The sequence below is a fragment of the Kocuria himachalensis genome (assembly GCF_054784195.1).
The window spans coordinates 250,111-269,064 of sequence record NZ_BAAGPL010000024.1 but is presented as its reverse complement, the minus strand read 5'-3'; the positions used below and the strand labels follow the sequence as shown (position 1 = coordinate 269,064).

The following is an 18,954-nucleotide window of genomic DNA, read 5'->3' as shown; positions in this document are numbered from 1 at the left end:
GATTCAGATGTGCTGGCGCACCGAGGACATGAAGTCCTTGGCCTCATCGGCGTGGAACCGCAGCACATCCACCGTCTCCACTCCTTGCGGCAACCGGACCCGCAACGGGCAGGCCAGCACGACTTCGAGGTTGGTGGCCTGCTGCACCCACAAGGACAGAACCCGGCCGTCCGCGGTATCGGCCATCTTGGCGGGCCCGCTCACCTCACTCACCTGATCCACCCGCGCCACGGACTCCACCGCATCCCAAGGGAACGAGATGTCAATCTCGGCCCCTTCTCGCACCCGGATGCCCGCCGGCCCTACCGCATGCGGGCGGGTGAGGTACCCGAGAAGCAAACCGAGCATCCACAGCAGCCCCCAGACGCCCACCACCAGCAACGGGATGCGCACCAGCGGCCACTGCTTCACCAGCAAATCCACGGCCACCAGCTCGATCGCCGAAGCGACCAGGAAGCCGATCAGCAGGGGCAGCACCGGCTGGTGGTAGGTGAACCCGACCGCACCGTCTGGGACCCGGGGCCGGCGCAGAAGGAAGCGGTAGATGCTGCGCCAGGCGGCGATCTCCATCTGCACGGCCCGCCGCCCCAGATGGACCGCTCGGTGCCACCAAGACTGCTGAGCCTCCGCCGTGGTCGCACTCATTGCCCGACCTCCGATCCGCCTGCAGAAGCCTCGGCCACCAACCCGTGCAGTCGTTGCAGCACGTGCGCGAGCCCTCCCTCCAGGGCACCCGCCCGCTCGGGGCCCAGCCCGGTCACCAGCTGCCGGGCCAGCTCCTGGTGCTCGGCCTCCATCGTCGCCATGGCTTGTTCCCCTCGGTCGGTGAGCGTGACCAAAAATGCCCGCCGATCCCCCGGATGCGGCTGGCGCTGCACATAACCAGCCCCTTCCAGGGCATCCACCAGACCCGAGACATTGCGGGCACTGACCTGCAACACCCCTGCCAGGGCCTGCTGGGTGGACGGCCCCATCCGGTGCAGCTCCCACAACAGATGAGTGCGCGCCGTGGTCAATCCCGTGCCCTCGAAGGCACGAGACATGTCCTGCTGCAGCACAACGCTGACCTCGAGGAGCTGGTCCAGGATCCGGGTGGCATTCGTCATACCGTTACCCTACTTCACATTTACACGACTTCATCACGGGAAGCACGGGTGGGTGAGCGGACCATCAACACCCCTGCGGGGAGCGCACCCCACATCCACCCCCTCCGGAAATGGGAATCGGGAGCCCTGTTCACGAGACGCATCGCATCCAATGGGTTGCGATACGCCCTCTCGCTGCCCCAGGTCTAAACCGGAGCGCCCTTGTATGGCAGGCATGACGGCTGGACTCTATTGCAACGCGCGGGCGTCACTCAACCAGACGTCGCGTTGGGGTGTACCCCACCGCGCCTGAGCACAGCAGCCCGAGACTCTCGCCAATGTTGCGTGGGCCTGCGGCTGGCACCGTGCAGGTGAGCGAGCATCATGGCACGTCACACTTGACCGGCGTCCTCGAAAGGGTAGGCCGCGATGACGTCACGGAGCCGATCCACGGCGCTGGAGTCGAGCCCATGCTCGGGGAGCACTCCTGCCCATGCGTCCACGGCGACGTCGCCGTAGTTGTGGCCGTGGCCGGCGGGCACGGCCTCGCCCAGGACCATGTCCACGGCCAGCTGGAGGTAGGTCAGTCCCGGGATCCATACCATGGAGTCGCTGACATCGGCGGCACGTCCGCCCTGCGCCTGTGATCCGGCCAGCCATTCGGGCCGTTGCCAGATCACCGCCGGGTCCAGCCACGTGATCGGGTCCGTGGCGTGCTGGAGGTAGGCGATCCGGGGCCGTTCCCACGGCCCCGGTACGGCTTCGAAGTCTCCGGGATTGGAGAGCCAGCGCACGGTCCGGCCCTGGTCCAGGACCGGACGCCACACCGGGCTTCCCGGGTCCCGGTCCTGTTGCAGGCTGCGCCAGGGTTGGGCGTTGTTCGGTGGACCGGTGAACACCGCCCCATCCGTGCGGGCGGCCATGTCCGGGATGCCCTCGAACACGGACTGCATCCCGGAAGCCCCAAGACTCAGTCCGTACACCACCAGCTGGGGGCGGTCGCCGGCCGGCAGCCGCTCCCACTCGGTGTGGACGGCGTCGAACAGGGCCCGGCTCGAGTCGCGGGCCAGATCGGGGTCGAAGAGGAAGGAGTACCAGCTGGGTCGATAGGAGTACTGGGTCGCCACGATCGCGGTGTCCCCGGCGTTGAGGTACTCCACGGCGTCCACGGCCTGGCGCTCCAGCCAGCCCGAGCCGGTGGGCGTGGCCACCACCAGGACCTCGCGGTCGAAGCCGCCGGTGCGATGTAGCTCTTCCACGGCCAGGGCGGCCCGCTCCTCGACCGACGGCGCCTGGTCCAGACCCACGTAGGCGCGCACGGGCGCCCGGGCAGGCCGACCGGCCACCTCCTCGATCCGCGCCGGGACGGGCCCGCCGCCGATGAAGGCACGACCCTGCATGCCGAGGGTCTCCCAGCGCACCAGGGAATCCGGCCCGGCAGAGCGCCACCGGGAGCCCGGCTCGACGACGCCTTCGGGAGTTGTCGCATCCCGTGCGGCGAAGCTGCGGTTCACCACCGCGACCGCCGCGCCCACCACGAGGCCGCAGAGCAGCAGCAGGAGGGCTCCGGCGCCGAGCAGGGAGACGGCCGCCGCCCCGGCCGGGCCCGCGCCGCGCCGGCGGGCGATGATGTGGAAGCGCCGGGCCGCCGAGCCGAGACTGCGCACCAGTGCCAGGCCCACCGCGGAGGTCAGCGCCCAGACGGCGAGAAACGGAACGAGCTCGGCGCCGGACCGAGGGGGCATGTCCACGTTGGCGCGGACCTCGTTCTGCCACTCGATGACCAATGTGGACAAGCCCGCCGTACCCAGGATCGCAAGGAGGACTGCCGCGACCCATCCCAGCGCAGCCACCCGGCGGGACGCCGGGACGGCCAGCGACTCCATCTCGGCGCGGCGGCGGGCTGCAACGTGGACCAGCAACCTCACCGCCAGAGTCCCCGCCCGTACCCGAGCGTGAAGCCCACCCCAGCCAGGAAGCCCTGGAAGACGGCGGGACGAGGCAGGAGAGAGGGTGTGACGGCCGCCGCGGAGAGGACCAGTCCCAGCACGATGCCCACCGCCGGGGCGAGAGCGGGAACGGCTCGCGGAGCAGTCTCCATGACAGGAGCGTAGTCCCACAGCTGCGGACCGAGGGCGACCGCAAACGAGGAGGTGGGTAGCGCGAGGATCATAGGTCCGCTCGGGCCCCCAGGCTGGGAAGCCGGTCAGCTCGATCCCCCCGAGCGTGGGCCACCGTCGAGATCAGCCGCAGGGTTGATACTCGCCTCGTGCGGGCGCAGGAACCGGGACCGGACCTGGCACCGCCACCGCACCGCCGCACCGCCGCCTACGTCGCCGCTTCGTGTATCGGCTTTGAGAGTTTGAGGAACAAGGCACCAGCGGCAGGGTGTCTGCGATGGTGGTCCACAGGGTTCCTCCTCGGTGCGTGCCACCGCTCGACTCGAACCGGCACTGGGGACGGTGCGGGAAGCAGCCTCACCGTGCATCGAGGCCCAGGCTGCACACGACCAATTCGGTCTCCGTTGCGCGCACCACACCGAGTACCCCACCGATTCCGGAATACTGAAGGGCAGGGTCCACGGGGAACCCCCGCGTGCGCGTCGCAGACTGAGCACGCGCAGAGGTTAGGGATCAGCACATGAGCATTCCCTTCGTCCTGACCGGTATCACGGTTGTGACAGGCGATGCCATCGGCACCGTCCATGAGAACTGGACAGTGGGTGTCAACGCAGCAGGCCTCATCGACTACGCCGGCCCATCGGCCCAGGCTGAGATTCCGCCGGGCAGTCTGCGCATCGACGGGACCGGCAAGTACCTGACACCGGGCCTGATCAACGCCCACGCCCATCTGTTCGCCGACGGCAAGCCCCTGCCGAGGATCTACACCCACCCGCGGGCGGCCCGATCCCTCACCTGGTTCATGCACACCCAGGCAGGTCGCATGCTCTTGCGCAAGCGTGCGAAGGACAACGCGATCACCCAGCTGCACACCGGGGTGACGACACTGCGCACTGTCGGGGACGTGGCCTACGAGGTCATCGCTACCCGTGATGCGATCGAACGGGCGGAGTACCTCGGACCGAGGATCCTCCCGTCGGGTCCGCTGATGGCGATCACCGGCGGCCACGGCGCACCTCAGATCGCCTTGATCTGCGATGACCCGCAGCAGGCGCGCGCGAACACCCGCACCAACATCCGCCACGGTGCGAACACCATCAAGATCTCGGCCACCGGCGGGGTCACCGACGCCACCAAGATCGGGTACGCCGGCAAACCCGAAATGCCGGAAGCGTCGATGCGCGCGATCTGCGAAGAGGCGCACAACGCCGGCGTGCTCGTCGCCGCCCACGCCCAGAGCCCCGAAGGCCTCCGGGCGGCGTTGCGGGCCGGAGCCGACACCATCGAGCACGGCAGCAGCATGAACGACGAGATCGTGGACCTGTTCAAGAACAACCCTGCCTCGTTGCGCGGCACCTCGTCACTCATCCCGACGCTGCAGGTGTGCCTGCCCCTGGTCAAGCTCGACCCGGCGGTGACGGGCGCCGACGACGTCATCCGCGCCAACGCGGAGCTCGTGCTGACCGAGATGCTCTCCGGCATCCGCTCGGCGATCGAGCACGGGATCACCATAGGCGTGGGCAACGACTCCGCTATCAGCTACGTCACCCACGCCAATTTCTGGCGCGAGCTCGACCTGCTCCAGCGCTACGCAGGAGTGGACGCGGCCACACTCCTCCACGCGGCAACACAGGTCAACGCCACGATTCTTGGCCTGGACACCGTCACCGGCTCGATCGAGCCCGGCAAAACCGCGGACCTGGTCATGCTCGGGGCCAACCCTCTCGAGTCGTTCCGCCACCTAGCCGCCCCGCAGATGGTAGTGGTGCGCGGAGAGCGCATCACCGAGCCGGAGATCACCAGAATCCCCACCATTGACGCCCAGCTCGACACCCTCTGAGCCCCCCCCGGACGCCGACCACCCTGGGCCGACCCGTCACACCGGGGAAGCCCAGTTATCCGTTCACGTGGCCTGCTCCACCGGCCAGTCGTGCACGGCGATGAGGACGTGGCCCTCAAGCAGCAATTCCAGTGCTCGGGCCGGGTCCGCGCCCTCGGCCAGGTGCAGATCCAAAGCCCACATCTGGACAGCTGTCTCGCAACCGAAGCGCCTCACAACCCTAGCCATACGACGCACGGGTTTTGTCGCCCATCTTCTGGTGGCCCGGCCCCTGATGACGCGGACCGCCGGTGCGGCTAATGCCGTCCTCCTGGTGTGTTGCGCCGGGTCCTTCTGAAGTTCTCCTGCACAATGCCTCGTCATGTCTGCCCTACACCTTCCCCCGGCCGGGCGTGGAAGCAGACAATCCCACCATGACGACTCTCACGCCCTGCCTGTGGTTCGACACCGAAGCCCAGGACGCCGCGAACTTCTACCTCACGGTGTTCCCCAACTCCCGGATCACCGACACCACCTACTACGGTGAGGCCGGGCCGCGGCCGGCGGAGATGGTGCTGACAGTGGAGTTCGAGCTCGACGGCCATCCGTTCACCGCCCTCAACGGCGGGCCCGAGTTCCGCTTCAGCGAGGCGGTGTCGTTCCAGATCGACTGCACCGATCAGGCGGAGGTGGACCGGTACTGGGAGGCTCTCACCGCCGACGGCGGGCAGGAGAGCATGTGCGGGTGGCTCAAGGACAAGTACGGGCTGTCCTGGCAGGTGGTGCCCCGCCGGCTCGTCGAGCTGCTTGCTGATCCTGACCTGGGCCGGGCGCAGCGGGTGATGGCCGCGATGATGCCGATGCGCAAACTCGTGATCGCCGACCTGGAAGCCGCAGCCGACGCCTCGTGAGCCGTGGGCCAGCACGGTCGGCGCCTGACGGCCCCTCCCATAAGGGCATGCCCCCACCTCAACCCATCGGTGGCCCCGGGGTCGGGGTGGTGATCCCGGCCTTCAACGAAGAATCGGTCCTCTCCCGCTGCCTCCAAGCAGTGCTGGACCAGACGGTGCCCGCCGAGCAGATCATCGTCGTGGACAATGCCTCTACGGACGGCACCCGCGCCGTGGTGAGCCGAGCGCAGGCCGAGCACCCGCACGCGCCTCTCCTGCTTGTCGAGCAGAACGCGGAGCAAGGGCTGGTCCCCACCCGCAACGCCGGCCTTGACGCCGCCGAGGCCGAGGTGCTGGGCCGCATTGACGCGGACTCCGTGCTCGCCCCGGACTGGATCGAGCAGGTCCAACGCGCGTTCACGGACCCGAACCTGGCTGCCGTCACCGGCCCGGTGCTTTACTACGACCTGCCACTGCCTCGACTCGGCCTCGCCTTGGATAACGCGGGCCGGCATCTGATGATGAAGCGCGTAGCCGACCGCCACCCCTTCCTCTACGGCTCCAACATGGCCATCCGCCGCACTGCCTGGGAGCAGATCCGCCCCACGATCTGCCGGGACGAGGGCGACCGGATGCACGAGGACATCGATCTGTCCCTGCACCTTCGCGAGCACGGGCTGACGATCGCCTACCGCCCGACCATGATCACCGGGGTCTCGGCCCGGCGTATGGACGACTCCCCCACCCAGTTCCGCTCCTACGTCGGCCGCTACCAACGCACCTACAGCGCCCACCAGATCGCCAGTCCCGTCCCCGCCACAGCAGCCACCGTCCTCCACTGTCTGTACTGGTTCCTGAAACTCCTCAGACCATTGCGCTGGCCCTCTCTTGTCCATCGACGCGACTGCGGTGAGCGAACGTCTCGCAGCTAGAACGTTTTGTGTTCCTTGGCTTGGAACACGGCTCCATGTCACATTGCTCAGCCTGCTTCCAGAATTATCGGATCCGCACCTACCCTGGTTAATCACTGCGGGGACCCCCGGCCTGCTGGCGCGGCCCTGCCTCAAGTCGGCGCCGCAAGACCATCCCTCACCTGCGAACAGGAACAACACATGACGACCTCTGCCCCTGGAACCCTGGCCGTCGAGCTGCACCTGGCCTCTCCCACCCAGTGGGTCGCCACCTACTACCCCATGGTGGTCACCCCCGCGGGCCGCTGGGCCGAGGTCACCTGGGATCTGCACCAGCACCTGATGCCTGCTACGTCCGCCCTGCGGGAGCCGGCACGGTGGCTGGAGGCGTGCAGCTCCGATCCCGGTCACCCCTGCTACGCCGGCCACCGAAGTTGGGCCACCCAGCTGGCCGCCGGCTACGCAACAGCACGGGCCGTCCACGACACCGAGGCCACCGAGGGACCTTTCTCGGACCAGGAGGCACAGCTGCTGCGCGAGGACACGTTCGTCGTCCCGGCCGGACAGCTCTCGGAGTGGGTGCTCGACGATCTCGAGGACGAGACCTCGAGCATCGGCGGCTGACCCGGCGCACGGGCCACCCCTTCCCGCCGCGCCTGCCCGCCCCCGACCACTCTTATTCACAACCGCACATTGTTGTTTCAGGTTGTGAACGCGAACACACCCCCAAGATTGCAGCACAGTGCGGGAGCGCGCATCCTGGCTTATCAGGGGGACAGGGGATTTGCAGCAGACCATCCTCCAGCTTCGGCCGCGTCGACCGGGCGCACTGTGGTTCCGGGGGGATCCACGGTGCAAGCCAGATCACGGTCCGCGACGAAGCAGTATGGGGCGGGGTGGCCGGGGGGCCACCCCGCCCCTGTCACACCTATCCACGATCCCACAGCGACGGCAGGCGGATCCACCCCCAAGAAGACGACTCGCAGCCCAGCCCCCCGACTGACGAGTCACCTCCCCACCCCCAGTTGCCGGGCTACGCCCTTGTGGGTGACGTTGATCCCAGGGCAACCATCGTCGTCGAGCCTTCCGGGAGCAGGACCGGGCCCTGCCTCTGGCCCACCAGCTCTCCCATCCGGTGGTCCTGCGGAGCGCCGCCGCAGTATCGGCAGTCCAGCGCGGTGCTCAATGGTTGCCCGAGGCGCTCGAGCAGCTATGGCAGAAGCTCAAGAGGGACGTCGGGAGAACCGACGCCGGTGCGGAGGGGATCATCGCCGCCCACGCCCAGGACCATGGGCAGAGCCCCGCTAGCTGAGGGTGCCCTTCCGGCTGAGCCCTGACAGCCGGGGTGGTGAGGAGTCAGCCTGCCGGACCAGGGTCAGGATCGGCGGTGGTGACCGGCCCAACGGTCAACGGCTCAGTCGGCCGGGGCGGTAGAGGGTGGTGCGGGTGATGCCAGTCTTGGCCACGATCCCGGCCATGGTCTGCCCGGACTCGCGTAGGTGCGCCGCGTAGGCCAGCTTGTCCGGGTCCACCACCGAGGACCGCCCGATGCGCCGGCCCTTGGCGGTGGCCACCGCCCGGGCATGGGCGGCGCGTTCGAGGGTGTAAGTGCGTTCCATCTGCCCGAACAGTGCCAGCAGCACCAACGCCAGCTGAGCCATCGGGTCGTTCGGGCTGGTGGAGTCGACCTTGATCGGGTCCGCCAGGTTGCGCACCCCCACACCCCGTTCGGCCAGGTCGTGGATCAGGTTCAGGGTGTCGCGCACGGTGCGTTCGAGCCGGTCCAGGGTGTGCACCACGATCACATCGCCCTGGCCGGCGTAGGCCAGGGCCCGGTCAGTCCGGGGCGGTCGGTGGTGGCCCCGGACTTCTTGTCCACATAGATTCGCTCCGGGGCGATGCCGACCTGCCGGAGGGCATCGATCTGCCGGTCAAGGTCCAGTTTCGCCGTCGAGACCCCCGCGTAGCCCAGTTCCATGAGAGATGCATACCGAAAGTCGGTTCCGTACGGACTAAATGGAACCTTGTTATGGGCCTAGCTTTTGGGACCCCGTTCTCAATCCATAGTCCTCGAGGAGAGGCCTCGGCGCCGATCGTCCCCCTACCAAGGAAGTGGGACGGCCACTCCAAGCTCGACGAGACGTCTCGCATCCCCTGGCTTCAGAGACGCTGGCGGGCACCAGTCCCGCTCCGTGTGCCCCCTGTTCCTATGCGATGAGTGCTACCGCCATGACCATCGGCAGGGAGATCACCGAGGCGATGGAAGTGACCATGGTCAGGGTCTTGAAGGTGCCCTGGGTAGAGAGCCCGAGCAACGACTTGTACATCCAGAAGAAGTTGCTGTTGACCTGCAGGGCGAACATCGCCCCCGAGGCGATGGCCAGCCCGATGACGATCGGGGCCACGTCGATCGATCCGAGCACCGGACCGATGATCCCCGCGGCCGCGATCGCCGCCACCGACACCGAGCCGATCGCCAGGTGCAGCACCGCGGCGATGACCCAGGCGAGCAGAATGCTGAGGATGACCGGTGCGGCCGCGTCGGCGGAGAAAAGCCCGGCCAGGGTCTCGTCGAGCCCGGTCTCCCCGATCACCGCACCCAGGGACCCACCGATGCCGGTGATGAGCAGGATCGCCCCGGTGGTATGGAAGCCCTCACCCATGGCCCGCTCCGTGTCCTCCGAGCCCAGGGTGCGCCGGGCGAGCACATAGGCCCCCAGCAAGCCGACGAAGAGCGCGAAGACGGCGTCGCCGAGGAACGCGATGACGTCGTTGGAGAACCCCAGCAGCTCGGCGAAGGCCCCGAAGGCGATCAGCACCAGCGGCACGAGGATCGGCAGCAGACTCACCGCCAGCGACGGCGTGCCGGTGTCATCGTGGACCAGCTCGGTGGTCTCCAGCTCCACCATGGCCTCATCGACCCACTCGTCCCTGGCCGGGTTCCAGTAGCGGGTGCGCAGCAGCTGCCGGAAGATCAGCGTCGTCACCAGCGCAGTCACGGGCCCGAGCACCAGCCCGTAGAGCAACCAGGTGCCCAGCGGGATCTCCAGCAGACCCGCGATGGAGATCGCCGCGAGCCCTGGGATCACGAAGACGTAGCCGGCGAAGATGCCTGTTCCGAGTGCTCCGGCCATGTGCGGCAGGCCGGTGCGGCCGATGAAGGGCGCGGTCGAGCGCGCCACCGGTGAGGCCAGCACGACTTGGACGTCCACGTAGATCGAGGGGAAGATCGTGGCCATCGCCGCCGTGAGCGCATACGGCAGCCGGCGCGCACCGACACCGTTGACGAGCAGCGTCACCATCTTCCGGAAGGCCCCCATCGCGTGGAGCAGCGCCCCGATGAGCACCCCGAAGCCGATGAGCAGACCGACCTCGGCCATGATCTCCCCGAACCCGGTGGCGATCGCCACGATCGTGGCCGTGAAGCCAACACCGGTGGCGATACCGAGGTAGAGCGAGCCGAGGATCAGGGAGATCACCGGGTCGACCTTGACCTTGATGATGAGCACGATGATCAGGACGATGGCGATCGCGGTGTGAAGGACGATCATGGCGTGCTCCTGCCGATAGGAGAGGTGGCGAGATCATCGGGTGCCGTCCCCGCACCGCCTCCTGTACTCCACCACTGATCAGGATCTGCCGTGCCGCCGTCCACGCCGTGCTCGCCGGTGGGATCCATCCGAACACACCAGGTGCTTCTACGGAAACAGTCACCGGGTCCCATCCAGTGGACTCGCCGGTGTGACGGGCCCCCAGGGCTCCCTCAGACAGTTCCACTCGGACCGCAAGGAAACGCCGGAGGGGGACCTCAACCCTGCATCAGAACGAGCTCCGAAGCTCCCCATTCCGTACCGATGGAAAGGTAGGCAACACCAGAACCAAAACGCGTCGACGAGACGTGTCGCATCCCATGGCTTGCAAGTAAACCTATCGTTGAGCGCCCATCACCACAGGTGACCAGCGGAGCAGTGGCCACGGCCGTGCCGACCACCTGATCCGGGGCGCGGAGCTCGTGCATCGGCGACGGAAGGACAAAGACTTTCAGGGCATCGGGCTTCGCCTGGTGAGCGTCTTCTTCCTCCGCCCGGCGGATGGGAATCGCTCTGTTCGTCGGCTGATGTGCAGGTCAGTGGGAGGTCCGGATCGCGGTCCTGCTCTTCGCATCGTGCAGGCTCTCGCCGGCGACGAGGGCGGAGATGACGACGGCGATCAGTGCAAGAGCGGCCAGCGGCGCGAGGTGGGCCGCAACCGGTATGAGCACGAGCAGCAGCGTGGCGGCACCGAGGCGCCACGTCTTCCACTCACCGCCCACACGGCGCCAGAAGGCCGTGTTGCCCAGCAGGTACAGCGCTGTCCCGCCGAAGAGGGCAGCGGCACCCAGGACGCCGAAGCCCTCCGTGTCCTGCACGTGGGCCAGGACGTCTTCCACCCCCAGTGCTGACAGCACGATGCCGGCCACCAGGGGCAGGTGCAGATAGGTGTAGGCCTCCACGGCGGCGGAGGCGCGAGCCGGTCCCCGCAGTGCGGCGAAGCGGTGCTCCGCGGCGATCGCGGTGACGTCGAAGTAGAGCCACCACAGGCCCAGGGACAGGATGATGCCGGCTGCGGCGCCCAGGAGAATGGGAACGCTGACCGGCTCCCGGGAGGCACCCACGCCGATGGCGACGATGGACTCCCCCAGAGCGAGGATGATGATCAGTCCGTACCGCTCGGTCCAGTGCGCCGCTGAGTGCACCCGCCAGTCACCTCGCCGGGAGGTGAGGAAGGTGAGCCCGCAGTCGACGATCAGCCCGGCCAACCAGAACCAGGTCTGCGCGGGGCCGGTGATCACCGCTCCTGTGATGATCAGCGTCGACCCCAGCACCATCGCGGCCGTCAACTTGGCCACCTGGCGCCGGAGGGGTTGGTCGTCTCCGGCGGCGTGGGCGTAGAGCGCCACATGCAGAATGCGGACGACGACGTAGGACAGGGCCAGCACCAGCGGGCCGTCGAGTCCGCCGTCGAAATCCTCGAAAGCCTCCGGGATCGCCAGGGCGGCCATGAAGACGGCCACCATCACGGCGGACAGACCGAACCGCATGAGTCCTTCATCCACGTGCGTCTGGTTGGCCAACCATGAGAAGGACACCCACGACCACCACAGCAGCCCGAGGATGATCATGCCCTGCAGCACGCCGTGAAAGGAGTGCTCATGGGCCATGAACCCGGTCACCTGGGTGAAGGCGAACACGAAGACCAGGTCGAAGAACAACTCGAAGGTGGTGACACGGTGGGACTCGTCCGAGACGCGGGCCGCCGGCACGATTTTTCGCAGCATAGGCATGCATCAGAGACTAGAGTCCACCAGGCCCCGCCCAGCACATGTACACGGACCAATCCCCATGCCGACCACCGAGCACAGCGGTGCGGCCCGCCACGGATTGGTCACGGCCTGCGCAGTGCGCCCCGGATCGCAACAGGACACGTCCGGAGGTGAAATGCCTCGGTACCGATGTGCCTAGCATCCCGTGGCTTGAGAGACGATCGGCATGTCGGACAGCAGCATTGCCTGAGCCATGGAAGTGGTCGCCGCATTCAATCCCGGCAAGGTCGTACACCTGAGCAGGCGTCATGGGGTGCCCCTGCTGCAGGGCGCCGTCCCGGTCACCGACGGCGGGAGATCGGCCTGGACAGGACCTCCAGCACCAGCATCACCACTCCGTCGTTCCGTCAACCTCGAGCTGCTGGATGATCGAGGCCAGGTCGTAGTAGCGGTTCTCCTCGAGAATCTGCCCGTCGGCGTCCATCCGATTGAACACGCTGAGGGGAAACCGCACCGGTCGGCCGGTAGGGGGGACCGTCGTGCCGTCGGGCAGGACCAGCGGACCGGTGTTCGATCCGGTGAACACCAGCTCCGCGGCGACCACGTCACCTTGCCCGAGGACACGGTGGATCTCGAAGCGTCCGTCGGGGTAGGCGGTGAACAGCCCGTCCAGGTCTTCCCTCACGGCCGCCGGGCCCTGGAGCGGGTCGAGGTACTGCGGGTCCCTTGCGATGACGTCCTCGCGGTAGAAACCCATGTAGGTGTCCAGCTCGCCGGCGGCCAAGGCGGTCATCTGCTGATGGAAGGTCTGCAGGGCGACGGTGTCGGACTCGGTGGGTCCTTCGGAAGCATTCGGGTCGATGGCGTCCACGATCGGTGCATCCCTTTCGATGGGCCCCAGCCCGGATGCGGGGCCGTGCTTCGACGGTAGGCAGCCGACGCGGGCGACTCCAAGGACTCGGCCGGGATCGTCTCCACACCGTGATGGTGCTTCCTGCCGTGTCAGGACGGGACATTCCTGCTCCCATCGCCGAGCGGTCCGTCCGTGGAGGGCGGAAAGTGCCTCACCACCAGAACGCCTCCCCACCCATGGCTTGAGAGGCGCGCCGGCTCGACTCGCGTCCTTGACGCACAGCAAGTACTTGTCGTTCTGGAAATTACTTGCTGTGATGGTGTCATCGCCGCATCCCCCTCGAAGGACCCCATGAGCCATCACCTCACCCCCGAACAAGCACGCGAGCAGCCGGCCACCATCCGGGCGCGCACCCTGGACACCTCCCGTGACCGCGCGGTGCACGCCGGGGCAACGGCGGTGTCCGGGGTGGTCACGGCCCTCTACATGGCTGCGCAGAACGTCCTGGCCGACCGGGTCAGCCACTCCGTGGGCACCGCAGTGTTCGCCGTCGCCGCCGTTCCCGCCCTGCTCGCCGCGGCCGTGATCCGCTGGGGGTCGCAGTGAGCACCGGCGGAGGACAGCACGCCCGGCACCGCCTGGACGAACTCATCCACGCGCCGGTGCGCCTGAGCATCGTCGCCACCCTGGCCCAGGTCGACGAGACAGAATTCGCCCACGTGCGCGACACCGTGGAGATCTCCGACTCGGCGCTCTCCAAACAGGCGACCCAACTGGAGAACGCCGGCTACGTGAAGATCCACAAGGGTCACGTCGGCAAACGCCCCCGCACCTGGCTCTCCCTCACCCCCGCCGGGCGCACCGCCTACACCCGCCACCTTCACGCCCTCCGCTCCATCGCCGAAGGCCACTAGCAGCACCGCACACCCCTCAGAGGCAGCGTCATGCAGAGGGGCCGATCCCACATCACGCGACCATGCGAGCGAGGCTCCTCGTCCGCTGACAGCGTGGACCTTCGGAGCGTCTACGGGACCGACCAGGTGTGCACCGGCTCGTTGTCGTCCATGTGCTCGGCGTAGGCCTCCAGCATCCGGCGCAGGGCGGTGGGCCGGTCGGCGCCGTGGCGCTCGAAGTGCTCCACGGCCCGCGTCTGCCACACCGCGCCGTTGACCCCGGAGACGCACCGGCCCTCGATGATCCCCAGGTAGCGCTCGCGCACCTCCGGGGCGACCCCCCACTCCTCAAGGCCCTGGTGGGCCAGCGGGAGGAGGTGGCGCAGCACGAGCTCGTCGGCGCTGACCTCCCCGAAACCGGGCCAGTAGAACCGGGCGTCGATGCCGTCACGAGCGGCGCGGGCGAAGTTCTCGGCGCAGGCCGGGAAGCTCATCCGCGTCCACACCGGCCGCTCCTGCCGGGCCAGCACGCGCGCGGCGCCGTAGTAGAACGCGGCGTTGGCCATCACGTCGGTGATCGTCGGGCCCGCGGGCAGCACCCGGTTCTCCACCCGCAGGTGCGGACGGCCGCCGACGACGTCGTAGATCGGCCGGTTCCAGCGGTAGACCGTCCCGTTGTGCAGCCGCAGCTCCGAGAGGTCCGGCGCGAGCCCGGCCCGCAGCTTCGCGGCCGGGTCCTCCTCGGAGCACTCGGCCAGCAGCGCCGGGAACCAGCGGACGTTCTCCTCGAACAGGTCGAAGATCGAGGTGATCCAGCGCTCGCCGAAGAACACCCTCGGGCGCACCCCCTGGTTCTTCAGCTCGATCGGGCGGGTGTCCGTTGCCTGGGCGAACAGCGCGATCCGGGTCTCGGCGTGCAGCCGCCGGCCGTAGAAGAACGGGCTGTTCGCGCCGAGGGCGATCTGTGGGGCGGCCAGCGCCTGGGCGGCGTTCCAATGCGCGGCGAACTGCGCGGGGGCGACCTGCAGGTGCAGCTGGACGCTGGTGCACGCGGACTCGGGGGCGATCGAGTCGCACCAGGTGTCGATCCGCTCGCCGCCGGGCCCCTCGATCTCGAGGCGGATGTCCTCGCCGCGGGCCACGAAGATGGAGTCGTTGAGCGCCGTGTAGCGGTTGTTGTCGCTGATCCACTCCTGCTCGTAGTGCTCGGGCCGCAGGGTGGGCAGGATGCCGATCGTCACGATCCGCGAGCCGACCCCGCGGGCCGCGGCGTCCGCGGCGTTGAGCGAAGCGCGCAGGTCCTCCTCGAGGTCGAGGGCGGCCCGCCCGGGCAGCGGGCGCGGGGGGACGTTGAGCTCGATGTTGTAGCGCGCCAGCTCGGTCTGGTACCCGGGATCGGCGATCGCGGCGAGGACCTCGTCGTTGTGGAAGTGCGGGTCGAACTGCCCGTCGACGAGGTTGAGCTCGATCTCCAGGCCCGTCATGGGCCGTTCGAAATCGAACGAGGCGCGGGCGAGCATCTGCTCGAACACGTCCAGGTTCTCGCGGACCTTCTCCCGGTACCGCTGGCGCTGCTCGCGCGTGTAGCTGCGGGAACTGACCTCTTCGCCCACGTCGGCCTTCGACTCCCGGCCGCGGCGCGGCCCCAGGACACCAACCAACCACACCGCGGCCCGTGCGCCAACACCCGGCCCCGCACCGGGCGGGCCGCCGTCCGTGGAGCGGCCCCGGCCGGTGCCGCCCTCAGAGCAGGTCGGTGACGTCGCAGCGCACGTGCACCGGGGGGTGCTTGCGCAGCGCGGAGGCCTTCGACCGTGTGGCCCGCAGGCGCCGGGTGACCTCGCCGGCCACGCCGTAGCCGAAGAACAGCAGCGCCCGGTGCGGCGCCGGCTCCCCCTCCGGTCCGGGTTCGTGGTTCTCCAGGGGCGTTGGCCCGATGACACGCACGGCGGGCGGCAGCTCGAGGTCGGCCAGGAACGCGGCGACCGCCGCGGCCGGGCCCGTCACGGCCGCCGAGCGCACGGCCGGGGGCAGGCCCAGGGACTGGCGCTCCACGAGCTCGCGCTCGGCGTACCCGGCCGGGTCCCACCGCACGAGCGCGCCCACGGCGGCCTCGTGCTCCGCCGTGACCACGACGATCCCGCCGTCCCGCGCCCGGCGCACCAGCGCGGCCGCGTTGAACCACCGGCGCAGCGTCTGCTCCGCGGCGCGCAGGGCGGGGCGCATGAGCATCTGGTTGCCGTCCAGCAGCAGGGCCGCCGCGTAGCCGCCCTCCGCCACTGGCTCGGCGCCCGGGGTGGCCACGACGAGGGCGGGCGTGCCGGGGACCTCCACGCGCACCGCGTCGCCCGAGGACGCCACGACCGGCACCTTCGGGAACGCCCTCCCGAGCTCCTCGGCGGTGCGCAGCGCCCCGACGGTGACCAGGCGCATCCGCGGGGACCCGCACGCGGCGCAGGACCAGTTGTGCGCCGAGCGGCCGCACCACCCGCACCGGGGCACCCCGCGCCGGGACACGACCCCGAGGGGCCCGTCGCAGGCGGTGCAGCGGGCGGGCTCGCGGCAGCGCTCGCACGCGAGGTGCGGGGCGTAGCCGGCGCGGGCGACCTGGACCAGGACGGGGCCCCGCTCGAGGGCCTCGCGGGCGGCGCGGTAGGCGGTCTCCGGCAGCCGGGCCCGGGAGGCCAGCGGGTCCCGGGCGGCGTGGAAGGAGTCGGCGGTGGAGACGATCCGGGGCGTGTGGACGCGCAGCACGTCCCGCGCGGGCGCGATCCGGCGGGCCCACCTGGACACGACGAGCCGCTGGGTCTCGGGGCTGACGGCGTGACCGGCGAACAGGGCCGCGCACCCGCTGCGCCCGGCGCGCAGGAGCAACACGTCCCGGACGTGCTGGTAGGGGGCGCGCTGCTCCACGAGGTTCTCGTCGCCGTCGTCGAAGCAGGCCACGAGGCCGAGGTCGTCCACGGGGGCGTACGCGGCGGAGCGGGTGCCCAGCACCACCCGCACCTGACCGGTGGCGGCGGCGAGGAACGCCCGGTAGCGGGGCGTGGGGCCGTCCTCGGCGTGCAGGCGCACGAGGTGCTCCCCGCCGATCTCGTCCGCGACCGAGCGCTCGAGCCGCGCCAGCGCCTTCTGGTCCGCGACGACGGCGACCGCCCCGCGCCCGGCCCGCCACGCCGCGCCGATCGCGGCGGCCAGGACGTCCGTCCAGTCGTGGGCGGGGTGGGCCGGCAGCACCTCGACGACGGCCCGCGGCGAGGCTCCCGCCGCCAGCTCCGCCAGGAACGCCGGGCCGCCGGCGTAGTCCGCCAGCGCGGCGTCGTGGGAGGGACCCGGGGCGTGCGGGGACAGCCCGGTGGAGTGGCCCGGCGCCTCGGCCAGCCGCTGCTCCACCTCCTTCTCGACGCGGGCGACGCGGGGTGGGACGGCCACCCGGACGACGTCCGCGGCCGTGCCGGCCGAGCGGGCGGCGACGTCCTCGGCCAGCCGCGCGATCTCCGGGGCGAGCACCGGCAGCGGGGACATGACCCGGCGCAGGGGCTGGATCCGGTGCATGACCTCCGAGTCGGCGGTGCGCTCGAGCACGTAGCCCGTCAGCTCCTGGCCGCCGAAGCCGACCTTGACGCGGGCGCCCGGCACCGCCGCCCCGGCCATCTCGGCCGGCACCAGGTAGTCGAACGGGCGGTCGAGGTGCGGGACGTGGGTGTCCAGCAGCACCCGGGCCACGGGGTCCTGCGCGGCGGGCAGCACGGCGCCCACGCCCTTCGCGTCGTCGCGCGGCGGCCGGGGCGGGAAGCCCGAGAGGAGCGACAGCTGCCGCGGGCCCTCCGCGGCGGCCCCGGCGTCCTCCGGGTCCACGCTCAGACCCCGGCGGCCGACCGCAGGTCCGCGACGCGGTCGGTGCGCTCCCAGGTGAACTCGGGCTCGGAGCGGCCGAAGTGCCCGTGCGCGGCGGTGCGCGCGTAGATGGGGCGCTTGAGGTCGAGGTCCTCGATGATGGCCAGCGGCCGCAGGTCGAAGACCTCGCGGATGGCGTGCTCGATCCGGGCAGGATCGACCTTCTCGGTGCCGAAGGTCTCGACGTAGAGACCGACGGGGGCGGCGCGCCCGATCGCGTAGGCGACCTGGACCTCCACGCGGTCGGCCAGGCCGGCCGCCACCACGTTCTTGGCCACCCAGCGCATCGCGTAGGCGGCCGAGCGGTCGACCTTCGAGGGGTCCTTGCCGGAGAACGCGCCCCCGCCGTGGCGGGCCATGCCGCCGTAGGTGTCCACGATGATCTTGCGGCCGGTCAGGCCCGCGTCCCCCACGGGCCCGCCCCGGACGAAGTTGCCGGCCGGGTTGATGATGACCTGGGTGCCGGACAGGTCCAGCCCGGACTCCTCGAGCACGGGGGTGATCACGCTCTGCCGCAGGTCGGAGGCGAGCTGGTCGAGGTCGTAGCCCTCGACGTGCTGGGAGGAGACCACCACGGTGTCCACGGCCACCGGGCGGTCGCCGTCGTAGCCGAGGGTGACCTGGGTCTTGCCGTCGGGGCGCAGACCGGGCAGCACGGCGGTCTTGCGCACGCGGGTGAGCTGCTCGGAGAGACGGTGGGCGATGAAGATCGGCGCCGGCATCAGCACCTCGGTCTCGTTGGTCGCGTAGCCGAACATGATGCCCTGGTCCCCGGCTCCCTGGGCGTCGCGGGCGTCGCGGGCGGTGCCCTCGCGGACCTCGAGGGACTGGAACACGCCCTCGTAGATCTCCGGGGACTGCTCCCCCACGCTGATGGACACCCCGCAGAACTCGCCGTCGAAGCCGTGCACCGAGGAGTTGTAGCCGATGTCGAGCAGCGTCTTGCGCACCACGTTGGGGATCTCCACGTAGCCGCGGGTCTTCACCTCACCGGCGACGTGCACCAGCCCCGTGGTGACCATGGTCTCGACCGCCACGGAGGACTCGGGGTCCTGGCGCAGGAGGTCGTCCAGGATGGAGTCGCTGATCTGGTCGCAGATCTTGTCGGGGTGTCCCTCCGTGACGGACTCGGAGGTGAACAGTCTCAGGTGCTGGGTCGTCTCGCTCACGGGAGACCACACTAC

The 18,954-nt window shown here is 69.5% G+C and carries 16 protein-coding genes and 1 pseudogene; 6 read left to right on the top strand and 11 right to left on the bottom strand.

Annotated elements, in window-relative coordinates:
• Positions 1-3: 3 nt before the first annotated feature.
• From ACYVM4_RS17415 to ACYVM4_RS17400, 4 genes are all read right to left on the bottom strand, one after another.
• A complete protein-coding gene (locus tag ACYVM4_RS17415; RefSeq protein ID WP_460669358.1) occupies positions 4-570 on the bottom strand; it encodes a hypothetical protein in 567 nt (188 codons plus the stop codon).
• A 71-nt stretch (positions 571-641) separates the two neighbouring features.
• Positions 642-1,106 carry a MarR family winged helix-turn-helix transcriptional regulator gene (locus ACYVM4_RS17410; protein ID WP_460669340.1) on the bottom strand — a complete coding sequence of 155 codons (465 nt, stop codon included), beginning with the start codon at positions 1,104-1,106 and terminating at the stop codon, positions 642-644.
• Positions 1,107-1,477: 371 nt separating this feature from the next.
• Entirely contained in the window at positions 1,478-3,013 is a 1,536-nt protein-coding gene (locus ACYVM4_RS17405; protein ID WP_460669339.1) for an alpha/beta-hydrolase family protein, read from the bottom strand.
• The gene (locus tag ACYVM4_RS17400; RefSeq protein WP_460669338.1) at positions 3,010-3,186 is read right to left on the bottom strand and encodes an alpha/beta-hydrolase N-terminal domain-containing protein; all 177 of its coding nucleotides are present in this window, start codon (positions 3,184-3,186) and stop codon (positions 3,010-3,012) included. Before ACYVM4_RS17400 ends, ACYVM4_RS17405 begins: the two co-directional genes overlap by 4 nt.
• Before the next feature lie 539 nt (positions 3,187-3,725).
• Between ACYVM4_RS17400 and ACYVM4_RS17395 the strand changes: the two genes are divergently transcribed.
• The 4 genes from ACYVM4_RS17395 to ACYVM4_RS17380 all read left to right on the top strand — a co-directional run bounded on the left by ACYVM4_RS17395 (position 3,726) and on the right by ACYVM4_RS17380 (position 7,449).
• Complete coding sequence (locus tag ACYVM4_RS17395) at positions 3,726-5,045, top strand: amidohydrolase family protein (protein ID WP_460669337.1); 1,320 nt, start codon at positions 3,726-3,728, stop codon at positions 5,043-5,045.
• 413 nt (positions 5,046-5,458) lie between these two features.
• Positions 5,459-5,935 carry a VOC family protein gene (locus tag ACYVM4_RS17390; RefSeq protein WP_460669336.1) on the top strand — a complete coding sequence of 159 codons (477 nt, stop codon included), beginning with the start codon at positions 5,459-5,461 and terminating at the stop codon, positions 5,933-5,935.
• 47 nt (positions 5,936-5,982) lie between these two features.
• Positions 5,983-6,846 (top strand): glycosyltransferase family 2 protein, encoded by an 864-nt coding sequence (locus ACYVM4_RS17385; RefSeq protein WP_460669335.1) that lies wholly within the window; start codon positions 5,983-5,985, stop codon positions 6,844-6,846.
• Positions 6,847-7,026: 180 nt separating this feature from the next.
• A complete protein-coding gene (locus ACYVM4_RS17380; RefSeq protein ID WP_460669334.1) occupies positions 7,027-7,449 on the top strand; it encodes a hypothetical protein in 423 nt (140 codons plus the stop codon).
• A 782-nt stretch (positions 7,450-8,231) separates the two neighbouring features.
• Here ACYVM4_RS17380 and ACYVM4_RS17375 read toward each other — a convergent pair.
• The 4 genes and pseudogenes from ACYVM4_RS17375 to ACYVM4_RS17360 form a co-directional block, all read right to left on the bottom strand.
• Positions 8,232-8,803, bottom strand: a pseudogene (locus ACYVM4_RS17375) (recombinase family protein).
• Between the two features lie 229 nt (positions 8,804-9,032).
• Positions 9,033-10,376 carry a GntP family permease gene (locus ACYVM4_RS17370; protein WP_368820138.1) on the bottom strand — a complete coding sequence of 448 codons (1,344 nt, stop codon included), beginning with the start codon at positions 10,374-10,376 and terminating at the stop codon, positions 9,033-9,035.
• Positions 10,377-10,951: 575 nt separating this feature from the next.
• Positions 10,952-12,142: a low temperature requirement protein A gene (locus ACYVM4_RS17365; protein WP_460669333.1), complete on the bottom strand. Its 1,191-nt coding sequence runs from the start codon at positions 12,140-12,142 to the stop codon at positions 10,952-10,954.
• A 373-nt stretch (positions 12,143-12,515) separates the two neighbouring features.
• Entirely contained in the window at positions 12,516-12,998 is a 483-nt protein-coding gene (locus ACYVM4_RS17360; RefSeq protein ID WP_368820136.1) for an ester cyclase, read from the bottom strand.
• A 333-nt stretch (positions 12,999-13,331) separates the two neighbouring features.
• Between ACYVM4_RS17360 and ACYVM4_RS17355 the strand changes: the two genes are divergently transcribed.
• Together ACYVM4_RS17355 and ACYVM4_RS17350 are read left to right on the top strand one after the other, a co-directional pair.
• The gene (locus ACYVM4_RS17355) at positions 13,332-13,586 is read left to right on the top strand and encodes a hypothetical protein (protein WP_460669332.1); all 255 of its coding nucleotides are present in this window, start codon (positions 13,332-13,334) and stop codon (positions 13,584-13,586) included.
• Positions 13,583-13,894: a winged helix-turn-helix domain-containing protein gene (locus ACYVM4_RS17350; protein WP_460669331.1), complete on the top strand. Its 312-nt coding sequence runs from the start codon at positions 13,583-13,585 to the stop codon at positions 13,892-13,894. The genes ACYVM4_RS17355 and ACYVM4_RS17350 overlap by 4 nt, the downstream gene beginning before the upstream one ends.
• A gap of 110 nt (positions 13,895-14,004) precedes the next feature.
• On the opposite strand, the gene ACYVM4_RS17345 is transcribed toward ACYVM4_RS17350, so the two are convergent.
• From ACYVM4_RS17345 to metK, 3 genes are all read right to left on the bottom strand, one after another.
• Positions 14,005-15,486 carry a glutamate--cysteine ligase gene (locus ACYVM4_RS17345; RefSeq protein WP_368820133.1) on the bottom strand — a complete coding sequence of 494 codons (1,482 nt, stop codon included), beginning with the start codon at positions 15,484-15,486 and terminating at the stop codon, positions 14,005-14,007.
• Between the two features lie 130 nt (positions 15,487-15,616).
• The gene (locus ACYVM4_RS17340) at positions 15,617-17,731 is read right to left on the bottom strand and encodes a primosomal protein N' family DNA-binding protein (RefSeq protein ID WP_460669330.1); all 2,115 of its coding nucleotides are present in this window, start codon (positions 17,729-17,731) and stop codon (positions 15,617-15,619) included.
• Between the two features lie 2 nt (positions 17,732-17,733).
• Positions 17,734-18,939, bottom strand: a complete 1,206-nt coding sequence (gene metK / locus ACYVM4_RS17335; protein ID WP_368820131.1) for a methionine adenosyltransferase — start codon at positions 18,937-18,939, stop codon at positions 17,734-17,736.
• Positions 18,940-18,954: the final 15 nt, after the last annotated feature.

What these genes read in the sequence shown, in the direction of transcription:
- ACYVM4_RS17415 (WP_460669358.1), bottom strand. Translation starts at nt 570, where the DNA reads ATGGAGATCGCCGCCTGGCGCAGCATCTACCGCTTCCTTCTGCGCCGG.
- ACYVM4_RS17410 (WP_460669340.1), bottom strand. Translation starts at nt 1,106, where the DNA reads ATGACGAATGCCACCCGGATCCTGGACCAGCTCCTCGAGGTCAGCGTT.
- ACYVM4_RS17400 (WP_460669338.1), bottom strand. Translation starts at nt 3,186, where the DNA reads ATGGAGACTGCTCCGCGAGCCGTTCCCGCTCTCGCCCCGGCGGTGGGC.
- ACYVM4_RS17395 (WP_460669337.1), top strand. Translation starts at nt 3,726, where the DNA reads ATGAGCATTCCCTTCGTCCTGACCGGTATCACGGTTGTGACAGGCGAT.
- ACYVM4_RS17390 (WP_460669336.1), top strand. Translation starts at nt 5,459, where the DNA reads ATGACGACTCTCACGCCCTGCCTGTGGTTCGACACCGAAGCCCAGGAC.
- ACYVM4_RS17385 (WP_460669335.1), top strand. Translation starts at nt 5,983, where the DNA reads ATGCCCCCACCTCAACCCATCGGTGGCCCCGGGGTCGGGGTGGTGATC.
- ACYVM4_RS17380 (WP_460669334.1), top strand. Translation starts at nt 7,027, where the DNA reads ATGACGACCTCTGCCCCTGGAACCCTGGCCGTCGAGCTGCACCTGGCC.
- ACYVM4_RS17370 (WP_368820138.1), bottom strand. Translation starts at nt 10,376, where the DNA reads ATGATCGTCCTTCACACCGCGATCGCCATCGTCCTGATCATCGTGCTC.
- ACYVM4_RS17365 (WP_460669333.1), bottom strand. Translation starts at nt 12,142, where the DNA reads ATGCTGCGAAAAATCGTGCCGGCGGCCCGCGTCTCGGACGAGTCCCAC.
- ACYVM4_RS17355 (WP_460669332.1), top strand. Translation starts at nt 13,332, where the DNA reads ATGAGCCATCACCTCACCCCCGAACAAGCACGCGAGCAGCCGGCCACC.